This window comes from Rhizobium sp. S152 (genome assembly GCF_030380735.1).
Taxonomy (GTDB): Bacteria; Pseudomonadota; Alphaproteobacteria; order Rhizobiales; family Rhizobiaceae; genus Rhizobium.
In genome coordinates this window covers 653,920-673,744 of record NZ_JAUDRZ010000030.1, presented here as the reverse complement: position 1 = coordinate 673,744, position 19,825 = coordinate 653,920, and the positions used below count along the sequence as shown (strand labels likewise).

20 protein-coding genes are annotated in these 19,825 nt (G+C 62.3%); 5 read left to right on the top strand and 15 right to left on the bottom strand.

Going from position 1 to position 19,825, the window contains the following annotated elements; all coding sequences use genetic code 11:
• Position 1: 1 nt before the first annotated feature.
• From QTL95_RS28120 to cysG, 3 genes are read right to left on the bottom strand one after another with little or no spacing between them, the layout of a single operon-like run.
• Positions 2–1,672: a nitrite/sulfite reductase gene (locus tag QTL95_RS28120; protein ID WP_289723102.1), complete on the bottom strand. Its 1,671-nt coding sequence runs from the start codon at positions 1,670–1,672 to the stop codon at positions 2–4.
• 8 nt (positions 1,673–1,680) lie between these two features.
• On the bottom strand, positions 1,681–1,995 hold the full coding sequence (locus QTL95_RS28115; protein ID WP_037178063.1) for a DUF2849 domain-containing protein: 315 nt from the start codon (positions 1,993–1,995) through the stop codon (positions 1,681–1,683).
• A 2-nt stretch (positions 1,996–1,997) separates the two neighbouring features.
• Positions 1,998–3,434, bottom strand: a complete 1,437-nt coding sequence (cysG, locus tag QTL95_RS28110; RefSeq protein ID WP_289723101.1) for a siroheme synthase CysG — start codon at positions 3,432–3,434, stop codon at positions 1,998–2,000.
• Between the two features lie 262 nt (positions 3,435–3,696).
• Between cysG and QTL95_RS28105 the strand changes: the two genes are divergently transcribed.
• From QTL95_RS28105 to QTL95_RS28095, 3 genes are read left to right on the top strand one after another with little or no spacing between them, the layout of a single operon-like run.
• Entirely contained in the window at positions 3,697–4,284 is a 588-nt protein-coding gene (locus tag QTL95_RS28105; RefSeq protein ID WP_289723100.1) for a deaminase, read from the top strand.
• A gap of 19 nt (positions 4,285–4,303) precedes the next feature.
• On the top strand, positions 4,304–5,137 hold the full coding sequence (gene mazG, locus QTL95_RS28100; RefSeq protein WP_289723099.1) for a nucleoside triphosphate pyrophosphohydrolase: 834 nt from the start codon (positions 4,304–4,306) through the stop codon (positions 5,135–5,137).
• An 8-nt stretch (positions 5,138–5,145) separates the two neighbouring features.
• Positions 5,146–6,375 (top strand): FAD-dependent oxidoreductase, encoded by a 1,230-nt coding sequence (locus QTL95_RS28095; protein ID WP_289723098.1) that lies wholly within the window; start codon positions 5,146–5,148, stop codon positions 6,373–6,375.
• A gap of 9 nt (positions 6,376–6,384) precedes the next feature.
• Here QTL95_RS28095 and hflX read toward each other — a convergent pair whose 3' ends face one another.
• The 7 genes from hflX to dusB form a co-directional block, all read right to left on the bottom strand.
• Entirely contained in the window at positions 6,385–7,713 is a 1,329-nt protein-coding gene (hflX, locus tag QTL95_RS28090; RefSeq protein WP_289723097.1) for a GTPase HflX, read from the bottom strand.
• Positions 7,714–7,790: 77 nt separating this feature from the next.
• Complete coding sequence (gene hfq, locus QTL95_RS28085) at positions 7,791–8,033, bottom strand: RNA chaperone Hfq (protein WP_003539403.1); 243 nt, start codon at positions 8,031–8,033, stop codon at positions 7,791–7,793.
• Between the two features lie 194 nt (positions 8,034–8,227).
• A complete protein-coding gene (gene ntrX, locus QTL95_RS28080; RefSeq protein WP_289723096.1) occupies positions 8,228–9,592 on the bottom strand; it encodes a nitrogen assimilation response regulator NtrX in 1,365 nt (454 codons plus the stop codon).
• Positions 9,582–11,852: a sensor histidine kinase NtrY-like gene (locus QTL95_RS28075; protein ID WP_289723095.1), complete on the bottom strand. Its 2,271-nt coding sequence runs from the start codon at positions 11,850–11,852 to the stop codon at positions 9,582–9,584. The genes ntrX and QTL95_RS28075 overlap by 11 nt, the downstream gene beginning before the upstream one ends.
• A 196-nt stretch (positions 11,853–12,048) precedes the next feature.
• Complete coding sequence (ntrC, locus tag QTL95_RS28070) at positions 12,049–13,500, bottom strand: nitrogen regulation protein NR(I) (protein ID WP_037178055.1); 1,452 nt, start codon at positions 13,498–13,500, stop codon at positions 12,049–12,051.
• The gene (locus tag QTL95_RS28065; protein WP_289723094.1) at positions 13,497–14,651 is read right to left on the bottom strand and encodes a two-component system sensor histidine kinase NtrB; all 1,155 of its coding nucleotides are present in this window, start codon (positions 14,649–14,651) and stop codon (positions 13,497–13,499) included. The genes ntrC and QTL95_RS28065 overlap by 4 nt, the downstream gene beginning before the upstream one ends.
• Positions 14,648–15,664 (bottom strand): tRNA dihydrouridine synthase DusB, encoded by a 1,017-nt coding sequence (dusB, locus tag QTL95_RS28060; protein ID WP_442981362.1) that lies wholly within the window; start codon positions 15,662–15,664, stop codon positions 14,648–14,650. The genes QTL95_RS28065 and dusB overlap by 4 nt, the downstream gene beginning before the upstream one ends.
• 147 nt (positions 15,665–15,811) lie before the next feature.
• On the opposite strand from dusB, the gene QTL95_RS28055 reads away from it, so the two are divergent.
• Together QTL95_RS28055 and QTL95_RS28050 are read left to right on the top strand one after the other, a co-directional pair.
• Entirely contained in the window at positions 15,812–17,026 is a 1,215-nt protein-coding gene (locus QTL95_RS28055) for a bifunctional 2-C-methyl-D-erythritol 4-phosphate cytidylyltransferase/2-C-methyl-D-erythritol 2,4-cyclodiphosphate synthase (protein WP_289723092.1), read from the top strand.
• Positions 17,027–17,028: 2 nt separating this feature from the next.
• Positions 17,029–17,529: a CinA family protein gene (locus tag QTL95_RS28050; protein WP_289723091.1), complete on the top strand. Its 501-nt coding sequence runs from the start codon at positions 17,029–17,031 to the stop codon at positions 17,527–17,529.
• Here QTL95_RS28050 and QTL95_RS28045 read toward each other — a convergent pair.
• The 5 genes from QTL95_RS28045 to QTL95_RS28025 all read right to left on the bottom strand — a co-directional run bounded on the left by QTL95_RS28045 (position 17,520) and on the right by QTL95_RS28025 (position 19,769).
• Complete coding sequence (locus QTL95_RS28045) at positions 17,520–17,963, bottom strand: type II toxin-antitoxin system RatA family toxin (protein WP_112534195.1); 444 nt, start codon at positions 17,961–17,963, stop codon at positions 17,520–17,522. The genes QTL95_RS28050 and QTL95_RS28045 overlap by 10 nt on opposite strands.
• 9 nt (positions 17,964–17,972) lie before the next feature.
• A complete protein-coding gene (locus QTL95_RS28040; RefSeq protein WP_289723090.1) occupies positions 17,973–18,542 on the bottom strand; it encodes an AAA family ATPase in 570 nt (189 codons plus the stop codon).
• A 43-nt stretch (positions 18,543–18,585) separates the two neighbouring features.
• A complete protein-coding gene (locus QTL95_RS28035; RefSeq protein ID WP_289723182.1) occupies positions 18,586–19,173 on the bottom strand; it encodes an AAA family ATPase in 588 nt (195 codons plus the stop codon).
• Between the two features lie 69 nt (positions 19,174–19,242).
• Entirely contained in the window at positions 19,243–19,527 is a 285-nt protein-coding gene (locus tag QTL95_RS28030; protein ID WP_289723089.1) for a type II toxin-antitoxin system RelE/ParE family toxin, read from the bottom strand.
• A gap of 5 nt (positions 19,528–19,532) precedes the next feature.
• Complete coding sequence (locus QTL95_RS28025; protein WP_289723088.1) at positions 19,533–19,769, bottom strand: type II toxin-antitoxin system ParD family antitoxin; 237 nt, start codon at positions 19,767–19,769, stop codon at positions 19,533–19,535.
• Positions 19,770–19,825: the final 56 nt, after the last annotated feature.

Below are 19,825 nucleotides of genomic sequence, written 5' to 3'. Positions count from 1 at the left end.
CTTATGCCGCTTCCGCCGCCGCACCGTAGAGCGCATCCTTGAAAGGCTGCGGACCGACGCGACGGTAGGCATCGAGGAAGATTTCCGACGGATCCTTGCGCAGGCCGAGATAGGTGTCGACGATCTTTTCGATCGCGTCCGTCACCTTCTCGGGCTCGAAGCCGCGGCCGATGATCTCGCCGATCGACGTATGCTCGTCGCCCGAGCCGCCGAGCGTGATCTGGTACAGTTCAGCGCCCTTCTTCTCCACGCCCAGCAGGCCGATATGGCCGACATGGTGGTGACCGCAGGCGTTGATGCAGCCGGAGATCTTGATCTTCAGCTCGCCGATCTCGGCCTGGCGCTCGGGATTGCCGAAACGCTTCGAAATCTCCTGGGCCACCGGGATCGAGCGCGCATTGGCGAGAGCACAGTAGTCCAGGCCGGGACAGGCGATGATATCGGTGATCAGGCCGGCATTGGCTTCGGCAAGGCCGATGGCGACCAGGCCGCGATAGATAGCTTCGAGGTCGGCCAGCGCCACATGCGGCAGGATGAGGTTCTGCTCATGGCTTACGCGGATTTCGTCGAAGGCGTATTCCTCGGCGATATCGGCGACCGCGTCCATCTGGCTGTCGGACGCGTCACCCGGAATGCCGCCGATCGGCTTAAGCGAAATCGTCACCATGCCGTAATCGGGGTTCTTGTGCGGCTGAACGTTCTGCTGCACCCAACGGGAGAACGCCGGATCGGCCTTCTTCCATCGGGCGAGGTTTTCCCAGCCCTCGGCACGCTCAGGCAGGGCCGGCGGCGCGAAGTAAGCGGTGATGGCGACGACGTCGGCTTCGGGCAGCTTCAGCTCGGTGTCCTTCAGTGCCGCGAACTCGACCTCGACCTGGCGCGCCAGTTCCTCGGCGCCGGTCTCGTGGACGAGGATCTTGATGCGCGCCTTGTACTTGTTGTCGCGGCGGCCATGCAGGTTATACACGCGCATGACTGCAGTCGTGTAGGACAGAAGGTCCTCTTCCGGCAGGAAGTCCTTGATCAGCTTGGCAATCATCGGCGTGCGGCCCTGGCCACCACCGACATAGACGGCAAAGCCGATCTCACCCTTCTCGTTCTTCTTCAGATGCAGGCCAATGTCGTGCACCTGGATGGCGGCGCGGTCGCGTTCGGCGCCGGTGACGGCGATCTTGAACTTGCGCGGCAGGAAGGAGAATTCCGGATGGACGGATGACCACTGGCGCAGGATTTCGGCGTATGGGCGCGGGTCGGCGACTTCATCGGCGGCTGCACCGGCGAAATGGTCGGCGGTGACGTTTCTGATGCAGTTGCCCGAGGTCTGGATGGCATGCATCTCGACGGTGGCGAGTTCGGCCAGCACATCGGGCATATCAGACAGCTTCGGCCAGTTGAACTGCAGGTTCTGGCGCGTAGTGAAGTGGCCGTAGCCGCGGTCATAAGTACGCGCGACGTGCGCCAGCATGCGCATCTGTTTGGAATTCAGCGTGCCGTAGGGAATGGCGATGCGCAGCATGTAGGCGTGGAGCTGCAGATAGACGCCGTTCATCAGGCGCAGCGGCTTGAACGCATCCTCGGCCAGCTCGCCGGACAGACGGCGCTCGACCTGATCGCGGAACTGCGCGACGCGCTCGGCGACAAAGGCGTGATCAAATTCGTCGTAACGGTACATCGTATTCCTCAGACTGCAATGAATGCGGGATCGGCCGGCTGGTAGCCCGGTGCGTATTCCATGGTCGGGCCTTGCGCGCGAATACGCTCGCGAAGGCGGAGCGGCCACAGAACCCCGTTGTTTTCCTGAACCTCGACGACGGCGACGTCAACGACTTGATTGTCGGCGTATGACTTCTTGCCGATTTCCTCGAGAGCCGTGACGGCTTCGGCATGACGGGCAACGAGCGCATCCTGCAGCGAGGTCGCCCATTTGCCGTTGGCGTCCAGCCACACGGCAATGCCATCCGTCAGCCGGTTGGCGGTCAAAACCTTGTCTACCATAATCAGCTCCTTAGCAGTTCAGCGGACCGGGCGCGCTCGCGCACCAGCGGTTCGGACAGTTCGAAATTGGCGCCTGCAACCGCATCGCCGATAATGACCATAACAGGTCCGGTCAACTCGTCGCGATGCTGCAGGTCGGGAAGATCGCGCAGAATGCCGTGGAGAAGGCGGCGATCGCTACGGCTGGCGTTCTCGATGACGGCAACCGTGGTTTCCGCCGGCAGACCGGCCTGCATCAGGCGCTCGGCAACGGAGGCGGCAACGGTACGCCCCATATAGACGGCGATCGTGGCACCAGAGACGGCGAGGCTTGCCCAATCCGGCAGGACGTGGCCGGTCAGGTCGTGACCCGTGGTAAATACCAGCGAGGAGGCAACGCCTCGCAGCGTCAGCGGCAGTTCGAAATCGGCGGCGGCCGCGAAGGCGGAGGTAATGCCGGGGACCACCTGATATGAGATACCGGCGGCGCGCAGGGCGGCCATTTCCTCGCCCGCCCGGCCATAGACCAGCGGATCACCGGACTTCAGGCGCACGACCCGCTTGCCCTGGCGGCCGAGATGAACCAGCAGTTCGTTGATCTCTTCCTGCGACTTGGAATGGCAGCCCTTGCGCTTGCCGACAGACAGGCGTTCGGCATCGCGGCGCCCCATGTCGACGATCGCCTGCGGCACGAGTGCGTCATAGACGATGACATCGGCTTCCATCATCACGCGCTGGGCGCGCAGCGTCAGGAGATCTTCTGCGCCCGGGCCGGCACCGACCAGCCAGACGTAACCTTTCGCCTCGTCCAGAGACTGCAGCAAACCATCGGCGGCATCACGGGCCTCGGCTACGTTCCCGGTCGCGACGGCATCGGCGACCGGGCCAGAGAAGAACCGACGCCAGAACAGACGGCGGGAGGCCCCCTTTGGAACGACACGCTCGACGATATCGCGATAGCTCGTGGCAAGCCGCGCGAGCGTGCCGAGCGACGGCGCGAGCAGCTGGTCCACCTGCGCCCGGATCATCTGAGCAAGCACGGGGCCGGCACCTTCCGTGCCGATCGCCACGGCCACGGGAGCGCGGTTCACCAGGGCCGGCGTGAAGAAATCGCAGTGATCGGGTTGATCGACGGCGTTGGCCGGGATCTTTTCAGCACGGGCGGCGGCGACGATGGCTCGGTCGCTTTCGGCATCGCTGGTGGCGGCGAAGACGAGCGTCGCACCGCTCACCTGTTGGGGCTCGAAACCTTCTCTGATCGTGCGGATGCGGTTGGCGATGAGGTAGGCGTGATAGTCTGCCTCCGGGCGATCGGCGTAAGCCACGATCGTCGCCTGCGTGTTCATCAGCAGCCGCACCTTGGCGTAGGCCTCGTCGCCATTGCCGAAGACGGCCGCGATCTTGCCTTCCACACGGAAAAAGGCAGGAAATACCGACAGCTGTTCACTCTTGGAGGGCATCATCAATCCACTTTGAAGTTGCCGGAATATGCACTGCCGCGACAGCATTATGAAGAAACAGAAATTCCAAAGGCCGTGCGGGCGCGTATTGTTTTACCCGGCATCCCAGTGATTTGAGCAAAACTCACCGGTGCGGCGCCGCGACAACACCAGTCGATCCCGCAACGCACCACAAAGACTGTGACAAATGGCATCCATATCCGGAATCGCCGTTTCGCTTCGTTTTTGCCGGAGATAAAGTAGGCCCAAGCAGGAGAAGACCATGACAGACAAGACAATCGCCGCCCGCCTCCTCCAGGTAATGGAGCAGGATATCCTTCCGATGACCGAGCGCGGCGTCGCGCTTGGCAACAAGGTGTTCGGCGCCGCGATCCTGCGCAAGTCGGACCTTTCGCTCGTGGTTGCGGAGACCAACAACGAGCTGGAAAATCCGCTTTGGCACGGTGAGGTACATACGCTGAAGCGTTTCTACGAGCTTGGCGAGAAGCCGGCGACGAAGGACCTGATTTTCCTCTCGACACACGAACCCTGCACCATGTGCATGTCGGCCATCACCTGGGCGGGCTTCGACAATTTCTACTATTTCTTCAGCCACGAGGATTCGCGCGACGCCTTCGCGATCCCGCACGACCTGAAGATCCTCAAGGAAGTCTTCGGGCTTGAGCCCGGCGGCTATCGCCGCAGCAACGCCTTCTGGAACAGCTTTGCGATCGCCGATCTCGTAGAGACGGAAGCGGATGCCGTGAAGGCCGATCTCAAGGCGCAGACGGCGCGGATCAAGGCGCGTTACGACGCTCTTTCCGACAGCTATCAGTCCTCCAAGAGCGACAACGACATTCCGCTGAACTGATACGATCGGCCAAAGCACAATGGAAGCTTCCAAAGACATTTCCCGCCTGATCGAAATCATGGCGGCGTTGCGGGCACCGGAGACCGGCTGCCCCTGGGACATCGTCCAGACCTTCGAGAGCATCAAGCCCTACACGATCGAGGAGGCCTACGAGGTTTCCGATGCGATCGAGCGCAACGACATGGACGACCTGTGCGAGGAGCTCGGCGACCTGCTGCTGCAGGTGGTCTTTCATGCCCGCATGGCCGAGGAAGCAGGTGAGTTTTCCTTCGGCGACATCGTCGAGGCGATCACCCGAAAGATGATCCGCCGCCACCCGCATTTCTTCGCCCGCTCGGACGCCGATACGCCGGATGCCGTGAAGAGGCAGTGGGACGAGATCAAGCAGGCAGAGAAACGGGAACGCGCGGAGCGGCGCGCCGCCCGCGGGATATCCGAGGATTTCAAGGCGGGCTATCTTGGCTCGGTACAACGGAGCTTCCCTGCGCTTACGGAAGCGCTGAAGCTGCAGGAGCGCGCCGCCAAGGTCGGCTTCGACTGGTCGGCACCGGAGCCGATCCTCGACAAGATCGAGGAGGAAATCGGCGAACTGCGCGAGGCGCTGAAGGATGGCGACAAGGCCAAGGTCAGTGACGAGCTGGGCGACCTCATTTTCGCGGTCGTCAACATCGGTCGCCACGTGAAGGCCGACCCGGAGCAAGCGCTGCGCGGGACAAACACGAAGTTCAGGCGTCGTTTCAACCATATAGAGACCGTCCTTCATAAAGAAGGCGAAACACTGGAGGCGGCGAGCCTCGATCGTATGGAAGAGATCTGGCAGGCGGCCAAGGCGATCGAGCGGGAGCTCGGCTAGACGGCGCGATGAAGCTTGACGCTCTGGATATTGCGATTGCTGGCGCCGGGATCGGCGGGCTGTCGCTCGCGGCCCTTCTTGCCCGACAAGGCGCGAGGGTAACGATCTACGACCAGATGAGCGCGCCGCAGCCTGTCGGCTCCGGCTTCGTGTTGCAGCCGACGGGGGCCGCCGTGCTCTCCCGCATGGGGCTATTCAGTGCCGTCGAGTCGCGCGGCGCCCGGATCAGCAGGATGCACGGACGCCTCTCCGGCAACGGACGCACGGTGCTCGACGTCGGCTATCGCCCCGGCGCCTACGGCATCGCCATCCAGCGGGTGGCGCTCTTCGACCTGCTGCTTGAAGCCGCCGTCAAGGCCGGCGTACGCTTCGAGACATCCTCGCGGGTGACCGGCATCGAAGCCGGCAGCGCGCCGCGGCTTGTCCTGGAAGGCGGCGGGACGTCGGCTGCGGCCGATCTGGTAGTGGATGCCATGGGCGCCAACTCCCCGATCGAAACAAAGGTCACCACCGAGCTTGGCTATGGCGCGCTCTGGGCCACCGTTCCCTGGCCTGCAAATGGCCTCTTCCGTCCGGATGAACTGGAGCAGCGCTATCGCCGGGCCAGCCAGATGGCGGGCGTGCTGCCTGTTGGCACGGCACGCGACGGCGCGCCTCCTATGGCGACGTTCTTCTGGAGCATCCGCAATCAGGATCATCCCGCCTGGAAAAGTGCCGGCCGCGATGCCTGGCTCGATGCCGTGCGCGCCTTCTGGCCCGAGGCTGAGGCACTAGCCATTACCGCCGAACCGGTTCATGCGCGCTACCGTCATCTCACGCGTACCCCTGTTGCCGGACGGAACACGGTGAAGATCGGAGATGCCTGGCACGCAACGAGCCCGCAACTCGGCCAGGGTGCGAACATGGCGCTGCTCGATGCCGCGTCACTCTGCTCGGCGCTCTGCCGGGAGGCAACGATCGGCGACGCCATCGGGCGCCATCTCAAACAACGTGAGATGCATATACGCTTCTACCAGCTGCTGAGCCGGGTGCTGACGCCCTTCTACCAGTCCGATAGCCGCCTTCTTCCGTTGAGCCGCGATATCTTCATCGGTCCGGCAACCAAGCTTCCGCTGGTGCGGAGCCTGATCACCACGCTGGTGACGGGGGAACTGCTCGATCCGGTCGGGCGGATCGGGCTCGACCGGCTTGCGCCGGGCGGCGCATTTAATACCGATGATCAGAGCGCGCTGGCGTAACGGAGTGCCTCAGCGCTCCCAGTCTTCCTTGGACTTCGCGCTGTTGCCGAGCCGCCCTTCCAGCGCGGAGGCTTCGGCTTCCGCCATGCGCACCTCGAGCGTCACGGAGCCATCCTCGTTGTCCTCACGAGAATCGATAATGGCGTGCTCGTAGAGCCAGGGAAGAAGCGCAAGCTTATCGACCGGCAGAGTGATCGTTGTTTCGGTCATCACGCCGGAGAGACGACGGCTGATCTCGTTCATCAGGTGATCGACGCCCTCGCCGCTGATGGCTGAGACAGCCACGACGTTTTCCGCGCCCGCCGCCTTCTGCACCATGGCCTCATGCGCCTCGGGCTCCAGGCGGTCGATCTTGTTCCAGACTTCGATGATGCGCTTGGCGCCTTCGGCCTCGTCGATGCCGAGATCCTTCAGGATACGCAGGACATCGGCGCTCTGCGCCTGATTGTCCTCGTCCGCCATGTCGCGGACATGCAGGATCAGATCCGCTTCGAGAACCTCTTCCAGCGTCGCGCGGAAGGCGGCGACCAGATGGGTCGGAAGGTCGGAAATGAAACCGACGGTATCGGAGAGAATGACGGTGCGGCCATGCGGCAGCTTCATGCGGCGCAGCGTCGGGTCGAGCGTGGCGAACAGCATGTCCTCGGCCAGAACGCCGGCGCCGGTGATGCGGTTGAACAGCGTCGACTTGCCGGCATTGGTGTAGCCAACCAACGCCACGATCGGATGCGGCACCTTACGGCGCTTGGCGCGGTGAAGCTGGCGGGTACGCACCACCTGCTCCAGCTCGCGCTCGAGCTTGATGATGCGGTCCTGCAGCATGCGCCGGTCGGCTTCGATCTGGGTTTCACCGGGACCACCCATGAAACCACCACCGCCGCGCTGGCGTTCAAGGTGGGTCCAGCTGCGGACCAGGCGGCCCTTCTGGTAATTCAGGTGTGCGAGATCGACCTGCAGCGTACCTTCCTTGGTGGAGGCGCGGCGGCCGAAGATTTCGAGAATGAGGCCCGTGCGGTCGATGACCTTGGCGTTCCATTCCTTTTCGAGATTGCGCTGCTGAACAGGGGTGAGCGGATGATCAACGATGACGAGACCGGAATCGCTCTCGTCCAGCTTCGCCTTGATTTCCTCGATCTTGCCGGTGCCCATCAGCGTTGCCGGGCGCGGGTCGTTGACCGGGACGATGATCGCATTTACGACATCGAGGTCAATTGCCTGCGCAAGGCCGGACGCCTCTTCCAAGCGGCTTTCGGGCGTGCGGGTGACGATCACGCCATCGGGCGTGTTACGGCCACCGCGCGCCTGCTTGAGAACAGGAACGACAACTGTCGCCCGCATGTCATCCCGGTGCTTGGCAGCTTCCGGGATGATGGAATCGTTTTTGGTATCGCGTGTCGAAATAACGGCAGGTCCTGTTAGGAAGCGGCTTCTTCGCTCTCGAACATCTGCATCGGCTGACCGGGCATGATCGTCGAGATCGCGTGCTTATACACGAGTTGCGAATGCCCGTCACGGCGAAGCAGGACGCAGAAATTGTCGAACGAGGTGACAACGCCCGTCAGCTTTACGCCATTGATGAGAAAAATTGTCAGTGAAATCTTTTGCTTGCGAACAGTATTGAGAAATAAGTCCTGCAAATTCTGAGAACGTTCCGCCATCGCGCCGATTCTTTCTTTATTGCCGGCGTTATGCAGCCGGTGAAATACTCTATGACCTCTCCCGGGGGCAGCAGACAACCCTCTTCCCTTCTGCCCGGAAAGCCTTGGTATCAAATCGCAATCTTTTCCGCAACGGCGAAAAAGGCTTTGCGAATATTGCCGGCCGTCCCAGCCGGGACAGCCGAGCGTTGGTATCAAACGCCAAGCGACTTCAGCTTGCGATGGAGTGCCGAACGCTCCATGCCGACGAATTCGGCGGTACGCGAGATATTGCCGCCGAAGCGATTGATCTGCGCGATCAAGTAATCCTTCTCGAACATCTCGCGCGCTTCGCGGAGCGGCAGCGTCATGATGTGATAGTCGTTCTTGGCGGAGACCTTCGGAAGCATGTCGCCGAGATCGGTCGGCAGCATCTCGGCCGTGATCGGCGCGTCAGGGCCGTCCGAGCGGGCGAGAATCATCAGGCGCTCGATATTGTTGCGGAGCTGGCGGATATTGCCCGGCCAGTCATGCGCCTGCAGCACCGCCATCGCATCGTCGCCGATCCGGCGGGGACGAATGCCGGCCTGCTCCGAAATCTGACGCATCAGCTGATCGACCAGGAAGGTGATATCCTCGCGGCGTTCGGCCAGCGCCGGCACCTTGACGGGCACCACGGCCAACCGGTGATACAGATCCTCGCGGAACCAGCCTTCGGCGATCCGGCTTTCCAGATTGTAGGCAGTGGACGAGATGATGCGCACGTCGACCTTTACCCGCTTGGAGCCGCCGACACGCTCGAACTGCTGATCGACAAGCACGCGGAGGATCTTGTTCTGCGTCTCGCGCGGCATCTCACCGACTTCGTCGAGATAGAGGATGCCGCGATGGGCCTCTTCCAGGGCGCCCGTCTTGCGCGCCTGTCCCGGCGAACCTTCCGTGCCGAACAGGGCGATCTCCATGCGGTCGGGCGTGATATTGGCCGCGTTGAGCGCCACGAAGGGACCGTTGGCACGCGACGACTTCTTGTGGATCATGCGCGCCACGAGTTCCTTGCCGGAACCGGATGCGCCGAAGATCATGATGCGGCTATTGGTGGGAGAGACCTTCTCGATCGTCTGGCGAAGCTGCGAGACGGCCACCGATGTGCCGATAAGTTCGACGGGATCGCCGGCCTTGCGCTTGAGCTCCGAAACCTCGCGCTTCAGCTTGGAATTCTCCAGCGCCCGTTCGGCGATCAGGATCAGCCGGTCGGCCTTGAAGGGCTTCTCGATGAAATCGAAGGCACCACGCTTGATGGCGGAGACGGCGGTCTCGATATTGCCGTGGCCGGAGATCATCACGACAGGGATTTCGGGATGGCGGGTCTTGATTTCGTCGAGCAGCGACAGGCCGTCGAGCTTGCTGCCCTGCATCCAGATGTCAAGGAAGATCAGGCGCGGCGCACGGTCGGAGATCGCCGCCAGCGCACTGTCGCTGTCGTGCGCGGTTCGCGTTTCGTGGCCCTCGTCGGAGAGGATACCGGAGACGATCTCACGAATGTCGTGCTCGTCATCAACGACCAGAATATCAGAGGCCATAAACGCTTTCCTTGTCGCCTGTTGCCGGAGCCGTGGGGGCGTTTTCCACGCGTGGCAAATGCACGCGGATCATGGCGCCTCGTCCCTGGTCAAAATCGGCGGGTGCATCGTGCAGTTCGAGCTGCCCGCCATGTTCTTCAATAATCTTCTTGACGATGGCGAGGCCGAGGCCCGTGCCCTTTTCCCGCATCGTCATATAGGGTTCGAGAATGCTGTGACGGTTCTCGACCGGGAGGCCGCGACCGTTATCGATGATATCGACCGTGAAGCGGTCGCGCGCGGCGTCAAGCGACGTCCGGATCAGGATTTTGCGCTCGTCGCGCTCCTCGGCCGGCACGGCATCGATGGCCTCGACGGCGTTCTTGATCAGATTGCCGAAGGCCTGGCCGAGCATGCGGTTGTCGAACTCGCCTGTAAGCGGCTGGTCGCCGAGCTCCTGCAGGAAGGTCACGTGGCTGTTGCCCATTTCGCGCAGGAAGATCGCGTCGTGCAGGATGGTGCGGAGATCCGCCGGTTCCTTGGTCGGCTTGGGCATGCGCGCGAAGGAGGAGAACTCGTCGACCATGCGGCCGATGTCGCCGACCTGGCGGATGATCGTTTCCGTGCATTGGTCGAAGACGGTGCGGTCGTCCTGGTTGATCTGCTTGCCGTAGCGGCGCTGAATGCGCTCGGCCGACAGCTGGATCGGCGTCAGCGGGTTCTTGATTTCATGCGCGATGCGGCGCGCGACATCGCCCCAGGCCGTCGAGCGCTGGGCGATGACGAGGTCGGTGATGTCGTCGAGCGTGATCACGTAGGATTCGCTCATGTCGCGAACCTCTTCGCGCGTCACCTGGACGCTCAGCGTGCGCACGGTGCCGCCGCGTACCAGCGCGATCTGCTTGCGGAAATCGCCGCGATAGCGCGATGCGGCCTCAGTGAGCACCAGATCGACCTCTGGAGCGATCTCTGACAATTGCTTGCCTAGCAAATCGGAAGCGGGAAGCGCCATGAGCACTTCGGCGGAACTGTTGACGATGGTGATCCGGCGATCCTGCTCGACGCCGATAACGGCAGCGGTCACGCCGGACAGAACCGCCTCAATGAAGCGACGACGGTCATCCACTTCGTCCTTCGCCTCGAGGATCTCGTCGCGCTGTGTGCGGATCTCCGAGATCATCTTGTTGAAAGTGAGCGACAGCTTGCCGACGTCGCCATCTACCGCGTGAACCGGAACAACGATGTCCATGTTGCCGGATGCCACATTATCGGCGGCGGTGATGAGCAGGCGGATCGGGCGAACGATGCGGTCGGCAACCGCGATTGCCGTCCAGATCGCGGCCAGCAGCACGATCAACGCAAAACCGATGTAGAGAATGGCGAAGGCAACCTGTAGTGACAGGCGGCCGGCTTCCATCGACTTATACTCGGTGGCGTTCTCCTCCATCATGCGCATCGCGCCCATGACCTTGGGATCGACTGCCCTGACCGTATAGAGGAAGGCGCCGTCGATGGACTCGAGCTTGATGATAGCGCCGACGAGATTTGTAACCCCTGGCGGAATGAGCGTCGGCTGTCCGGCGGCGGCCTTACTCAAAGCATCGGTTGGAATCGCCGGCAACGGCTTTTCCGTCTTGATATCGGCCTGCGTGATGACTGTACCGTCGCTCTCGACCAGGAACGCGCCCAGCAGGCCACGACCTCGCGCCTGGCGGGTCATCAGGTCGGCAAAGCCGGTGCGGTCGAGATTGAACAGCGGGCGGTTGCGCTCCAGGTCGTTCGCCATGGAAACGGTTTGGCCCTGCAGGTAGCTGGCGTTTTCCATCATGTAGGCCTGGCCTATGTTCCGGGAGGAACTGACGATGGACTGGGTGCGTAGAGCGAACCAGCGATCGAGGCCGGCATTCAGCGTGATACTGGCGAAGATCGCGACCAGAATGGCCGGCGTGATGGCCACGATCGAAAAGAGAAGCACGATGCGGATATGAAGACGCGCAGCCGCGCGACCGCGCTTACGGGCCTTGAAAAGTCGCGCGATCTCGCGTCCGATCAGCGCGATCAGGCCAAGCACGAAGAAGGAGTTGACGACGACGGAGGTGATGACGACATGGGAGGTCGGCGCAATCGGCGTCAGGCCAAGCAGCACGAAGAGCGTCGCCGTCGCACAGAGCAGCGCGCCGCCCGCGAGCACAAGACCCGGCAGTGCGAAGAGCGCACGACGATCGGTGACGGTCGTGACAGACTCGCCTTCCGCCGCCGTCGGCACCGCATCCTGCTCCATTCGCTTAATTCTCCAGGCAACGGACCAGAGGATCCGCCGCGCCCCAAGGATCAAGGCTACAAATCGCAATACGACCCGTTCGGACAGACTTCCGAACGAGGACCCGGAGGGTCTAAAACTGCTGCGAAATCACAACCCCATGCGTGACTTATAAGCAACGCATTGTGGCGAAAATGCAACGGCCTTCGTCACATTGTCAAGCTGTGCGGGAGCTCCGGTAGACCGAGACACCGAGTTCCCGGATCTTTTTGCGGAGCGTATTGCGGTTAAGACCGAGCAAATCCGCGGCCTTGATCTGGTTCCCCCGTGTCGCCGTCAGGGCGGCCAGGATCAGCGGGTATTCCATCTCCGTCAAAACCCGGTCATACAGGCCCGGAGGCGGCAGATTGTCGCCGAAAGTGGCGAAATAACTGCGCATGTTCTCCTCGACCGCCTGGGCGATCGTCATGTTGCCGGTGCGGATCGGGCCCTTGTCGATCGGGCTGTCCGGAACATCAGAACGCAGCTCGGATTCGATGATTTCGCGGGTGATCACATCCTGTGGATAAAGCGCCATCAGGCGGCGAATGAGGTTCTCGAGCTCGCGCACGTTGCCCGGCCAGGCATAGGCCTTCATCAGATCCAGAGCTTCCTGGTCGAAACGCTTGGTGCCGAGACCTTCCTTTTCCGCCTGTTGGATGAAGTGGCGGACAAGATCGGGGATGTCCTCGGCGCGATCGCGCAGCGGCGGCAGACGCAGCGGCACGACGTTGAGGCGGTAGTAGAGGTCCTCGCGGAAGAGGCCCTGGTTGATCGCCTGCTTCAGGTCCTTGTTGGTGGCGGCAACGATGCGCACGTCGGTGCGGATCGGCGTGCGGCCGCCGACGGTGGTGTATTCGCCCTGTTGCAGCACGCGCAGCAAACGGGTCTGCGCATCCATCGGCATGTCGCCGATTTCGTCAAGGAACAGGGTCCCGCCCTCGGCCTGCTCGAAGCGACCGGTCGAGCGGGTCTGCGCGCCGGTGAAGGCGCCCTTCTCGTGGCCGAAGAGTTCCGATTCGATCAGGTCGCGCGGGATTGCGGCCATGTTGATGGCGACAAAGGGGCCGTTGCGGCGCTTGCCGTAGTCGTGCAACGCGCGGGCGACGAGCTCCTTGCCGGTGCCGGATTCGCCGGTGATCATCAGCGTCAGGTCCGTCTGCATCAGACGCGCCAGCACGCGGTAGATTTCCTGCATCGCGGCCGAACGACCGACGAGCGGCATGCCGTCCTGCATGTCCTCGTCGAGCTTGGCGGGCTTCTTCTTCGGCTCGGCGAGCGCGCGGCCGATGATGCCGATCAGTTCGGTGAGGTCGAAGGGTTTCGGCAGGTAGTCGTAGGCCCCCTTCTCCGAGGCCTTGATCGCCGTCATGAAGGTGTTCTGCGCGCTCATGACCAAAACCGGCAGGTCGGGACGCGCCTTCTTGATGCGGGGCAGCAGATCAAAAGCATTCTCGTCCGGCATGACGACATCGGTAACCACCAAGTCGCCCTCACCCGCAGAGACCCAGCGCCAGAGCGTGGCGGCATTGGAGGTGATGCGCACGTCATAACCGGCACGGCTCAAGGCCTGATTGAGCACTGTGCGAATGGCCGCATCATCATCTGCGACGAGGATCGTTGCTGTCATCGAGAAGGTCCTGTGGATGTTATGATGGTAGCGTCCTCGGACGAGGCATCCTTCGATGCCGGCATCAGGACGCGGAACGTGGTGCGGTTATTCTGGCTATCGCATTCGATGATGCCGCCATGGTCACCGATGATCTTGGCCACCAGCGCCAGACCGAGGCCGCTGCCATTGGTCTTGGTGGTGATGAAGGGATCGAAAAGATGCGGCAACAGGTCCGCGGGTACGCCGGGGCCGTTGTCCTGCACGCAGAATTCCAGCGGAAGCGAGATTTTTTCGCGGGTTCCGGCGACGGATAGGCGAATGCCGGGACGATATGCCGTCGTCAGCACGATCTCGCCATCCGGACGATCGCCGATCGCCTCGCTGGCGTTCTTGACGAGGTTGAGAAAGACTTGCACGAGCTGGTCGCGGTTGGCGTACACGGCCGGGAGCGACGGGTCGTAGTTCTCGGTAATCTTGATGTTTCGCGCAAAGCCGGCCCTGGCGACGGCTTTGACGTGATCGAGAACCGAGTGGATGTTGACGGGGACGCGATCGACAGGCCGCTCGTCAGAGAACACCTCCATGCGATCGACCAGCGAGACGATGCGATCCGTCTCGTCGCAGATCAAGCGCGTCAGCGCCCGGTCCTCATCGACAGCCGATTGCTCCAGAAGCTGGGCGGCGCCGCGAATACCTGAGAGCGGGTTCTTGATCTCGTGGGCGAGCATGGAGGCGAGACCGGTGACCGAGCGCGCGGCAGCGCGATGCGTCAGCTGTCGGTCGATCTTGTCGGCCATCGAGCGTTCCTGGAAGACGATGACGACGGCACCCGGCTCGCTGATCACGGGGGCAACGTAGATATCGACCAGCTTGTCCTGGCCGAGACGCGGCGAACTCAAGTCCACGCGGTATTCGTTGATCGGCGCACGGCGCTCGCGCACCTGATCGATCAGTGCCAGAAGCGGGCTTCCGAACGGGATGAAGGTCGAGATCTTGTAGCGTGCCAGATGCGATGCGCTCGCTCCAAAGAAGGCCTCGGCCTCCCAGTTGGCGAATGCGACCAATCCGGCCTCGTTGACCATGACCACGGGATTCTGGATCGCATTGAGAACGGCCATCGCGACGGCGCTGCCGGCGTGGTCGGACGATGACGGCACGTTATTGGTCATGCGGCCTCCCGGGCGTCAACGCTCGACGCCGCTGCCATCAGGGCGTCGTGGAACCGAGCGGATACCTCGCGCGGATCGCGTGCAGTCATGATCGCGGTCTTTTCGGATGCGGCAAGCGACGGCGCGAAGCGATCGAGATACCAGCCGAGATGTTTTCTTGCGTGACGCACCGCCACAGACTCACCGTAGAAGTCCAGCATCATGTGATAGTGCTCGACGGCGATATCAGGGATCTCCCAGGCGTTGGGCGTTGCGCTGCCGGCAATCACGCCCGCATGCCACGGCCTGCCCTGGCAGCCCCGGCCGATCATCACGGCGTCGGCGCCCGAGCGGCGCAGGATTTCCTGGGCGTCTTCAGCTGTCTCGACATCGCCATTCGCAACCAGCGGGATGGAGAGTACGTCGCGCACCGCGCGGATCGCGTCCCAATCGGCCCGACCTTCGTAGAACTGCATGCGCGTACGGCCGTGAATGGTGACGAGCTTTATACCCGCCTCCTCGGCGCGCCTGGCGATATGAGGAGCGTTGATGGAGTTTTCGTCCCAGCCCAACCGCATCTTTAGCGTGACGGGGACGTCGACGGCCTTTACCGTCGCCTCGATAAGACCAAGCGCGTGGTCCGGGTCGCGCATCAGCGCGGAACCCGAATAGCCGCCGATTACCTTCTTGGCCGGGCAGCCCATATTGATGTCGATGATATCGGCGCCGTTGCCGGCTGCGATCTTCGCGGCCTCGGCCATCCAATAAGCTTCGCGTCCGGCAAGCTGCACCATGTGCGGCTGGAAGCCGGCGCTCCTCAATCGCGACCATGATTCGGATGTGCTATTGACGAGTTCCCGGCTTGCGACCATCTCGGTCACGACAAGCCCCGCTCCATAACGCCAGGCGAGCTGCCGAAACGGCATGTCGGTAACGCCGGACATCGGTGCGAGCACGACGCGGTTTCTCACCGCGACCGTCCCGATCTGCAAAGGCGATGCAAAGTCCGTATAAGACAAATGATTATCTTTCAGGCACGCAGGATGTGTGCACTATTTTTAGACAGGTTTGAGAGGCTTGCCAAGGGGGCAGAATCCGAAATGATATTTTTCGGGCAGATGCTGGAATTCGATGCGCCAAGCCGTTAGAGCACCATAGCAAATTCTGCTTTTTGGGGATTTATGCCGCAAATGCAACAAAAGCAACCACTTTCCATTGGTGTCGTCGTCGTCGCCGCCGGTCGCGGGGAACGCGCGGGCGCGTCAGAGGAAGGACCCAAACAGTATCGCATGATCGGCGGCAAGCCGGTGATTACGCATACACTTGAGAAATTCAGTTCCTGGGATCCCGCCCAGCATATCGTCGTGGTGATTCACCCTGATGACGAAGCGCTGTTTGCGCGGGCGTTTCGGCATGTGCTCTCGGTAACACCGATCGATGTGGTGCATGGTGGCCAGACGCGGCAGCAATCGGTGCTTTCGGGCCTGCGTCATCTGCAGGACAAGGGCATCTCGCATGTGCTGATCCACGATGCCGTGCGGCCATTCTTCGATCACGTGCTGCTCGACCGCATCGCAGGCAGTCTTGCCGGCGGCGCGGCAGCCGTGCTGCCGGCAACGCCTATCGCCGATACACTGAAGCGGGCGGATGCCGACGGGCTGGTGATCGAGACGGTATCGCGGGCGCAACTATACGCGGCACAGACGCCGCAGTCCTTCGACTTCGGCACCATCCTCGACGCGCATGAACGCGTCGCGGCGGCCGGGCTCTCCGACTTCACCGACGATGCCGCTATCGCCGAATGGGCCGGCGTTCCGGTCCGGATCGTCGAGGGCATGGTCGATAATGTAAAACTGACAGTGAGGCGGGATATCGCGATGGCGGACCACAAACTCTCCAGCAACCAGCTTCCCGATGTGCGCACCGGCAACGGCTACGACGTGCATCAGCTCGAGGCAGGCGATGGCGTTACGCTCTGCGGCGTGTTCATCCCGCACGACCAGAAGCTCAAGGGTCATTCCGACGCCGACGTCGCGCTGCATGCGCTGACGGACGCCCTTCTCGCCACCTGCGGCGCCGGCGACATCGGCGACCACTTCCCGCCATCGGACCCGCAATGGAAAGGCGCCCCTTCGCGCATCTTCATCGAGCACGCGGCAAAGATCGTGCGCGAACGCGGCGGCACCATCATGAACGCGGACGTGACGCTGATCGCCGAGGCGCCGAAGGTCGGACCGCATCGCGACACGATGCGCGCCAGCCTGGCGGAATTTCTCGGCATCTCGATCGACCGCTGCTCGGTCAAGGCAACCACCAACGAGACGATCGGCTTTGTCGGCCGCCGCGAGGGCATCGCCGCCATCGCCACCGCCACGGTGGTGTACCAGGGGAATTGATCATGAGCATCTTCCCGACCGACATCACCGACAAAGCAGAGAAGATCATCCGAGACTTCACCGCGGCGGGGCTGATGGTCTCGACGGCGGAATCGTGCACGGGCGGACTGATCGCCGGTGCGCTCACCGAGATCGCGGGGTCTTCCGCCGTCGTCGATCGCGGCTTCGTCACCTATACGAACACGGCGAAAATGGAGATGCTGGACGTCCAGGAGGCTACGCTTGCCCGCTATGGCGCGGTGAGCGAGGAAACGGCACGGCAGATGGTGCATGGCGCCGTCTTCCGCTCGCGCGCGGCGATTGCCGTTGCCGTCACCGGCGTCGCCGGCCCGGGCGGCGGGTCAGCCGAGAAACCGGTGGGGCTGGTGCATCTCGCCGCGAAATCGCGCTCAGGCGGTCTCATCCATCGCAAGATGCTCTATGGCGATATCGGTCGCGACCAGGTGCGGCTGGCAACCGTGCGCACGGCGCTGGAGATGATCGCCGAGCTCGCTCAGACGTAGATCTTGGCGGCGCGGGTCTCGAAGGCGTCGGTGAACATGCGGAAGGCGCGATCGAACATCGAGCCCATCAGCGCGCCGAGAATGCGGCTCTTGAACTCGTAATCGATGAAGAAGTGCACGTTGGAACCCGTAGCGGTCTCCTCGAAGCGCCAGCGATTGTCCAAGTATTTGAACGGGCCGTCGATATACTTCACCTCGATCAGCCGCTCAGCCTTGTTGAGCAACACCTGCGTGGTGAAGGTCTCGCGGATCGCCTTGTAGCCGACAGTCATATCGGCGACCAGCAGCACCTTGCCGTCGCGCTCCTTGCGGCTGCGTATGGCCAGTGCCTCACAGAGCGGAAGAAACTCCGGATAGCGCTCGACATCGGCAACGAGGTCGAACATCTGGTCGGCGGAATGCGGTACGGGGCGATGCGTTTCGAACTGAGGCATGAGCGGCAGTTAAGCGGGCGCGCCGAGAAGATCAAGAAGGCGGCGCATTTCCCGGTGCGATTTCAACTGTAGAACAGGCACATCCGGCTTGTATCGCTCGATGCCGGCAAGGATGAGCGGCACCCAGCGTCGCTCGAAATTCCAGATGAAGCTTATGAAATCCAGGTCGAGCTTTTCCGGGCAACCCGGCGCCATCTCCGGCCGCGCCCTGCCCCGCCAGCGAAGCCACCTTGTGGTGACACCGAGCAGGCAGCGCCAGCGCGGCAGCCGCACCCAGAGCACCACATCGGTGCGCGGCATCCTGAGATCGAAAGTCGAAGCGCCGGTGCCGTCCATCAGCCATCGCTCTTCGGCGACAGCGGCCGCGATCATCTCGCGCTCCTCGGCCTTAGGCCGCTTCACCCAGCCGGGCAGCCAATAGAAGTCGCGGTCCATCGAGATGTGCAGCAGATCAAGCCGCGCGCCCAAACGTTTCGACAGCGTCGTCTTGCCGCCGCCGGAGCAGCCGACCACAAGAATTCGGTCGGCGCGGCTGACAAGATCCGCGGCACTGGTGATATCGGTCACGAAATTCGGCATATCTTTCCCCTCCCGCAAGCAAAGACCGAATCAGGCTGTCATCCTACCCGATGGCTTCGAGGCGCTGAAGCAGCAGCCCCATCTGCGCCCTGCTCCTCAATTCGACCAGCGGGACGTCGGACCCATGCAGGCGGATGCCTTCCATGAATTCGGGCACGTCGTCCCTTTCGAAATTCCAGACATAGGACATGAACTCCCGGTCCGGCCACTGCTCCAGGCACCCAGGCGCCATGTCGGGCCGCGTTCTGCCGCGATAGACGATGCCGCGCTTGAAGATGCTCCACAGGCAGAGCCAGCGCGACACTCTCACCCACAGGATCACATCGGCGCGCGGCAGCCTGAGATCGAGCGTCCTCGGGTTGTTGCCATCGATGATCCAGCGGTCCCCGGCAACGATCTCGGTGATGATTTCGCGCTGCTCCGGCCTCGGCCTCAAGACCCATCCGGGCAGCCAGAACACCTCGCGGTCCATGGAGACGTAGCGGAGATCGAGGATCCGCGCGAGCCTCTGCGCCAGCGTGCTCTTGCCGCCACCTGACGAGCCGAAAATGACGATGCGGTCGGCGCGCTTCAGCAATTCTGCCGCCTCACCGAGATCGGTGACGTTCAGCCGATGCTTCGGTTGTTGCAACACGATGGCCTCTTGTCTGGTTGTTGGAAGATCAGGCCGCTTGGACGGGTATGGAAGGCACTACCGAGATTATGCCTGCCAATTCTCGTGGCCATGGCGCACGCGGATGATGAGAATGCCACCATCACCCAACTCATGGTAGACAATCAAGTGCGCGCCGCAAGGATGTATCCTCACCGGCGGGGTGATTTCCTGGCGAAGTCGGGCGAGTTTCGGGTTATCTGCGAGTATTTCGAAGATATCACCCAAATGACGGTGATAGCTGTCGGCTTGCGCTTTTCCAAAAAGCCGAAGGCCCGTCGCGTGAATAGTACGAAGATCATGAGCGGCCTGACGCGACAGCCGGTAGCCCATGAGACCTATTCCGCCGCTTCGTTGAGCGACCGCAGAATGTCATCCATGGTTTCGTCCGAAACGCCGCTTGCCAGCCCTTCATCGACAAGAGCCTGCATACGGGCGATCTTGCTCGCGCGCTCCTGGTCGCGGCGAACAAGATCGCGCACATAGTCGGACGCATCGGCATAGCGGCCGGCGGCGGCCTGCTTTTCCAGCCAGGCCTTCATCTCTTCCGGCACCGTCACTGTTACCACGGGCATGACGTGTTCCTTTGTTGCATTGCCTGCCGCCGATCATGGCACAGCAGGCCCGCCGA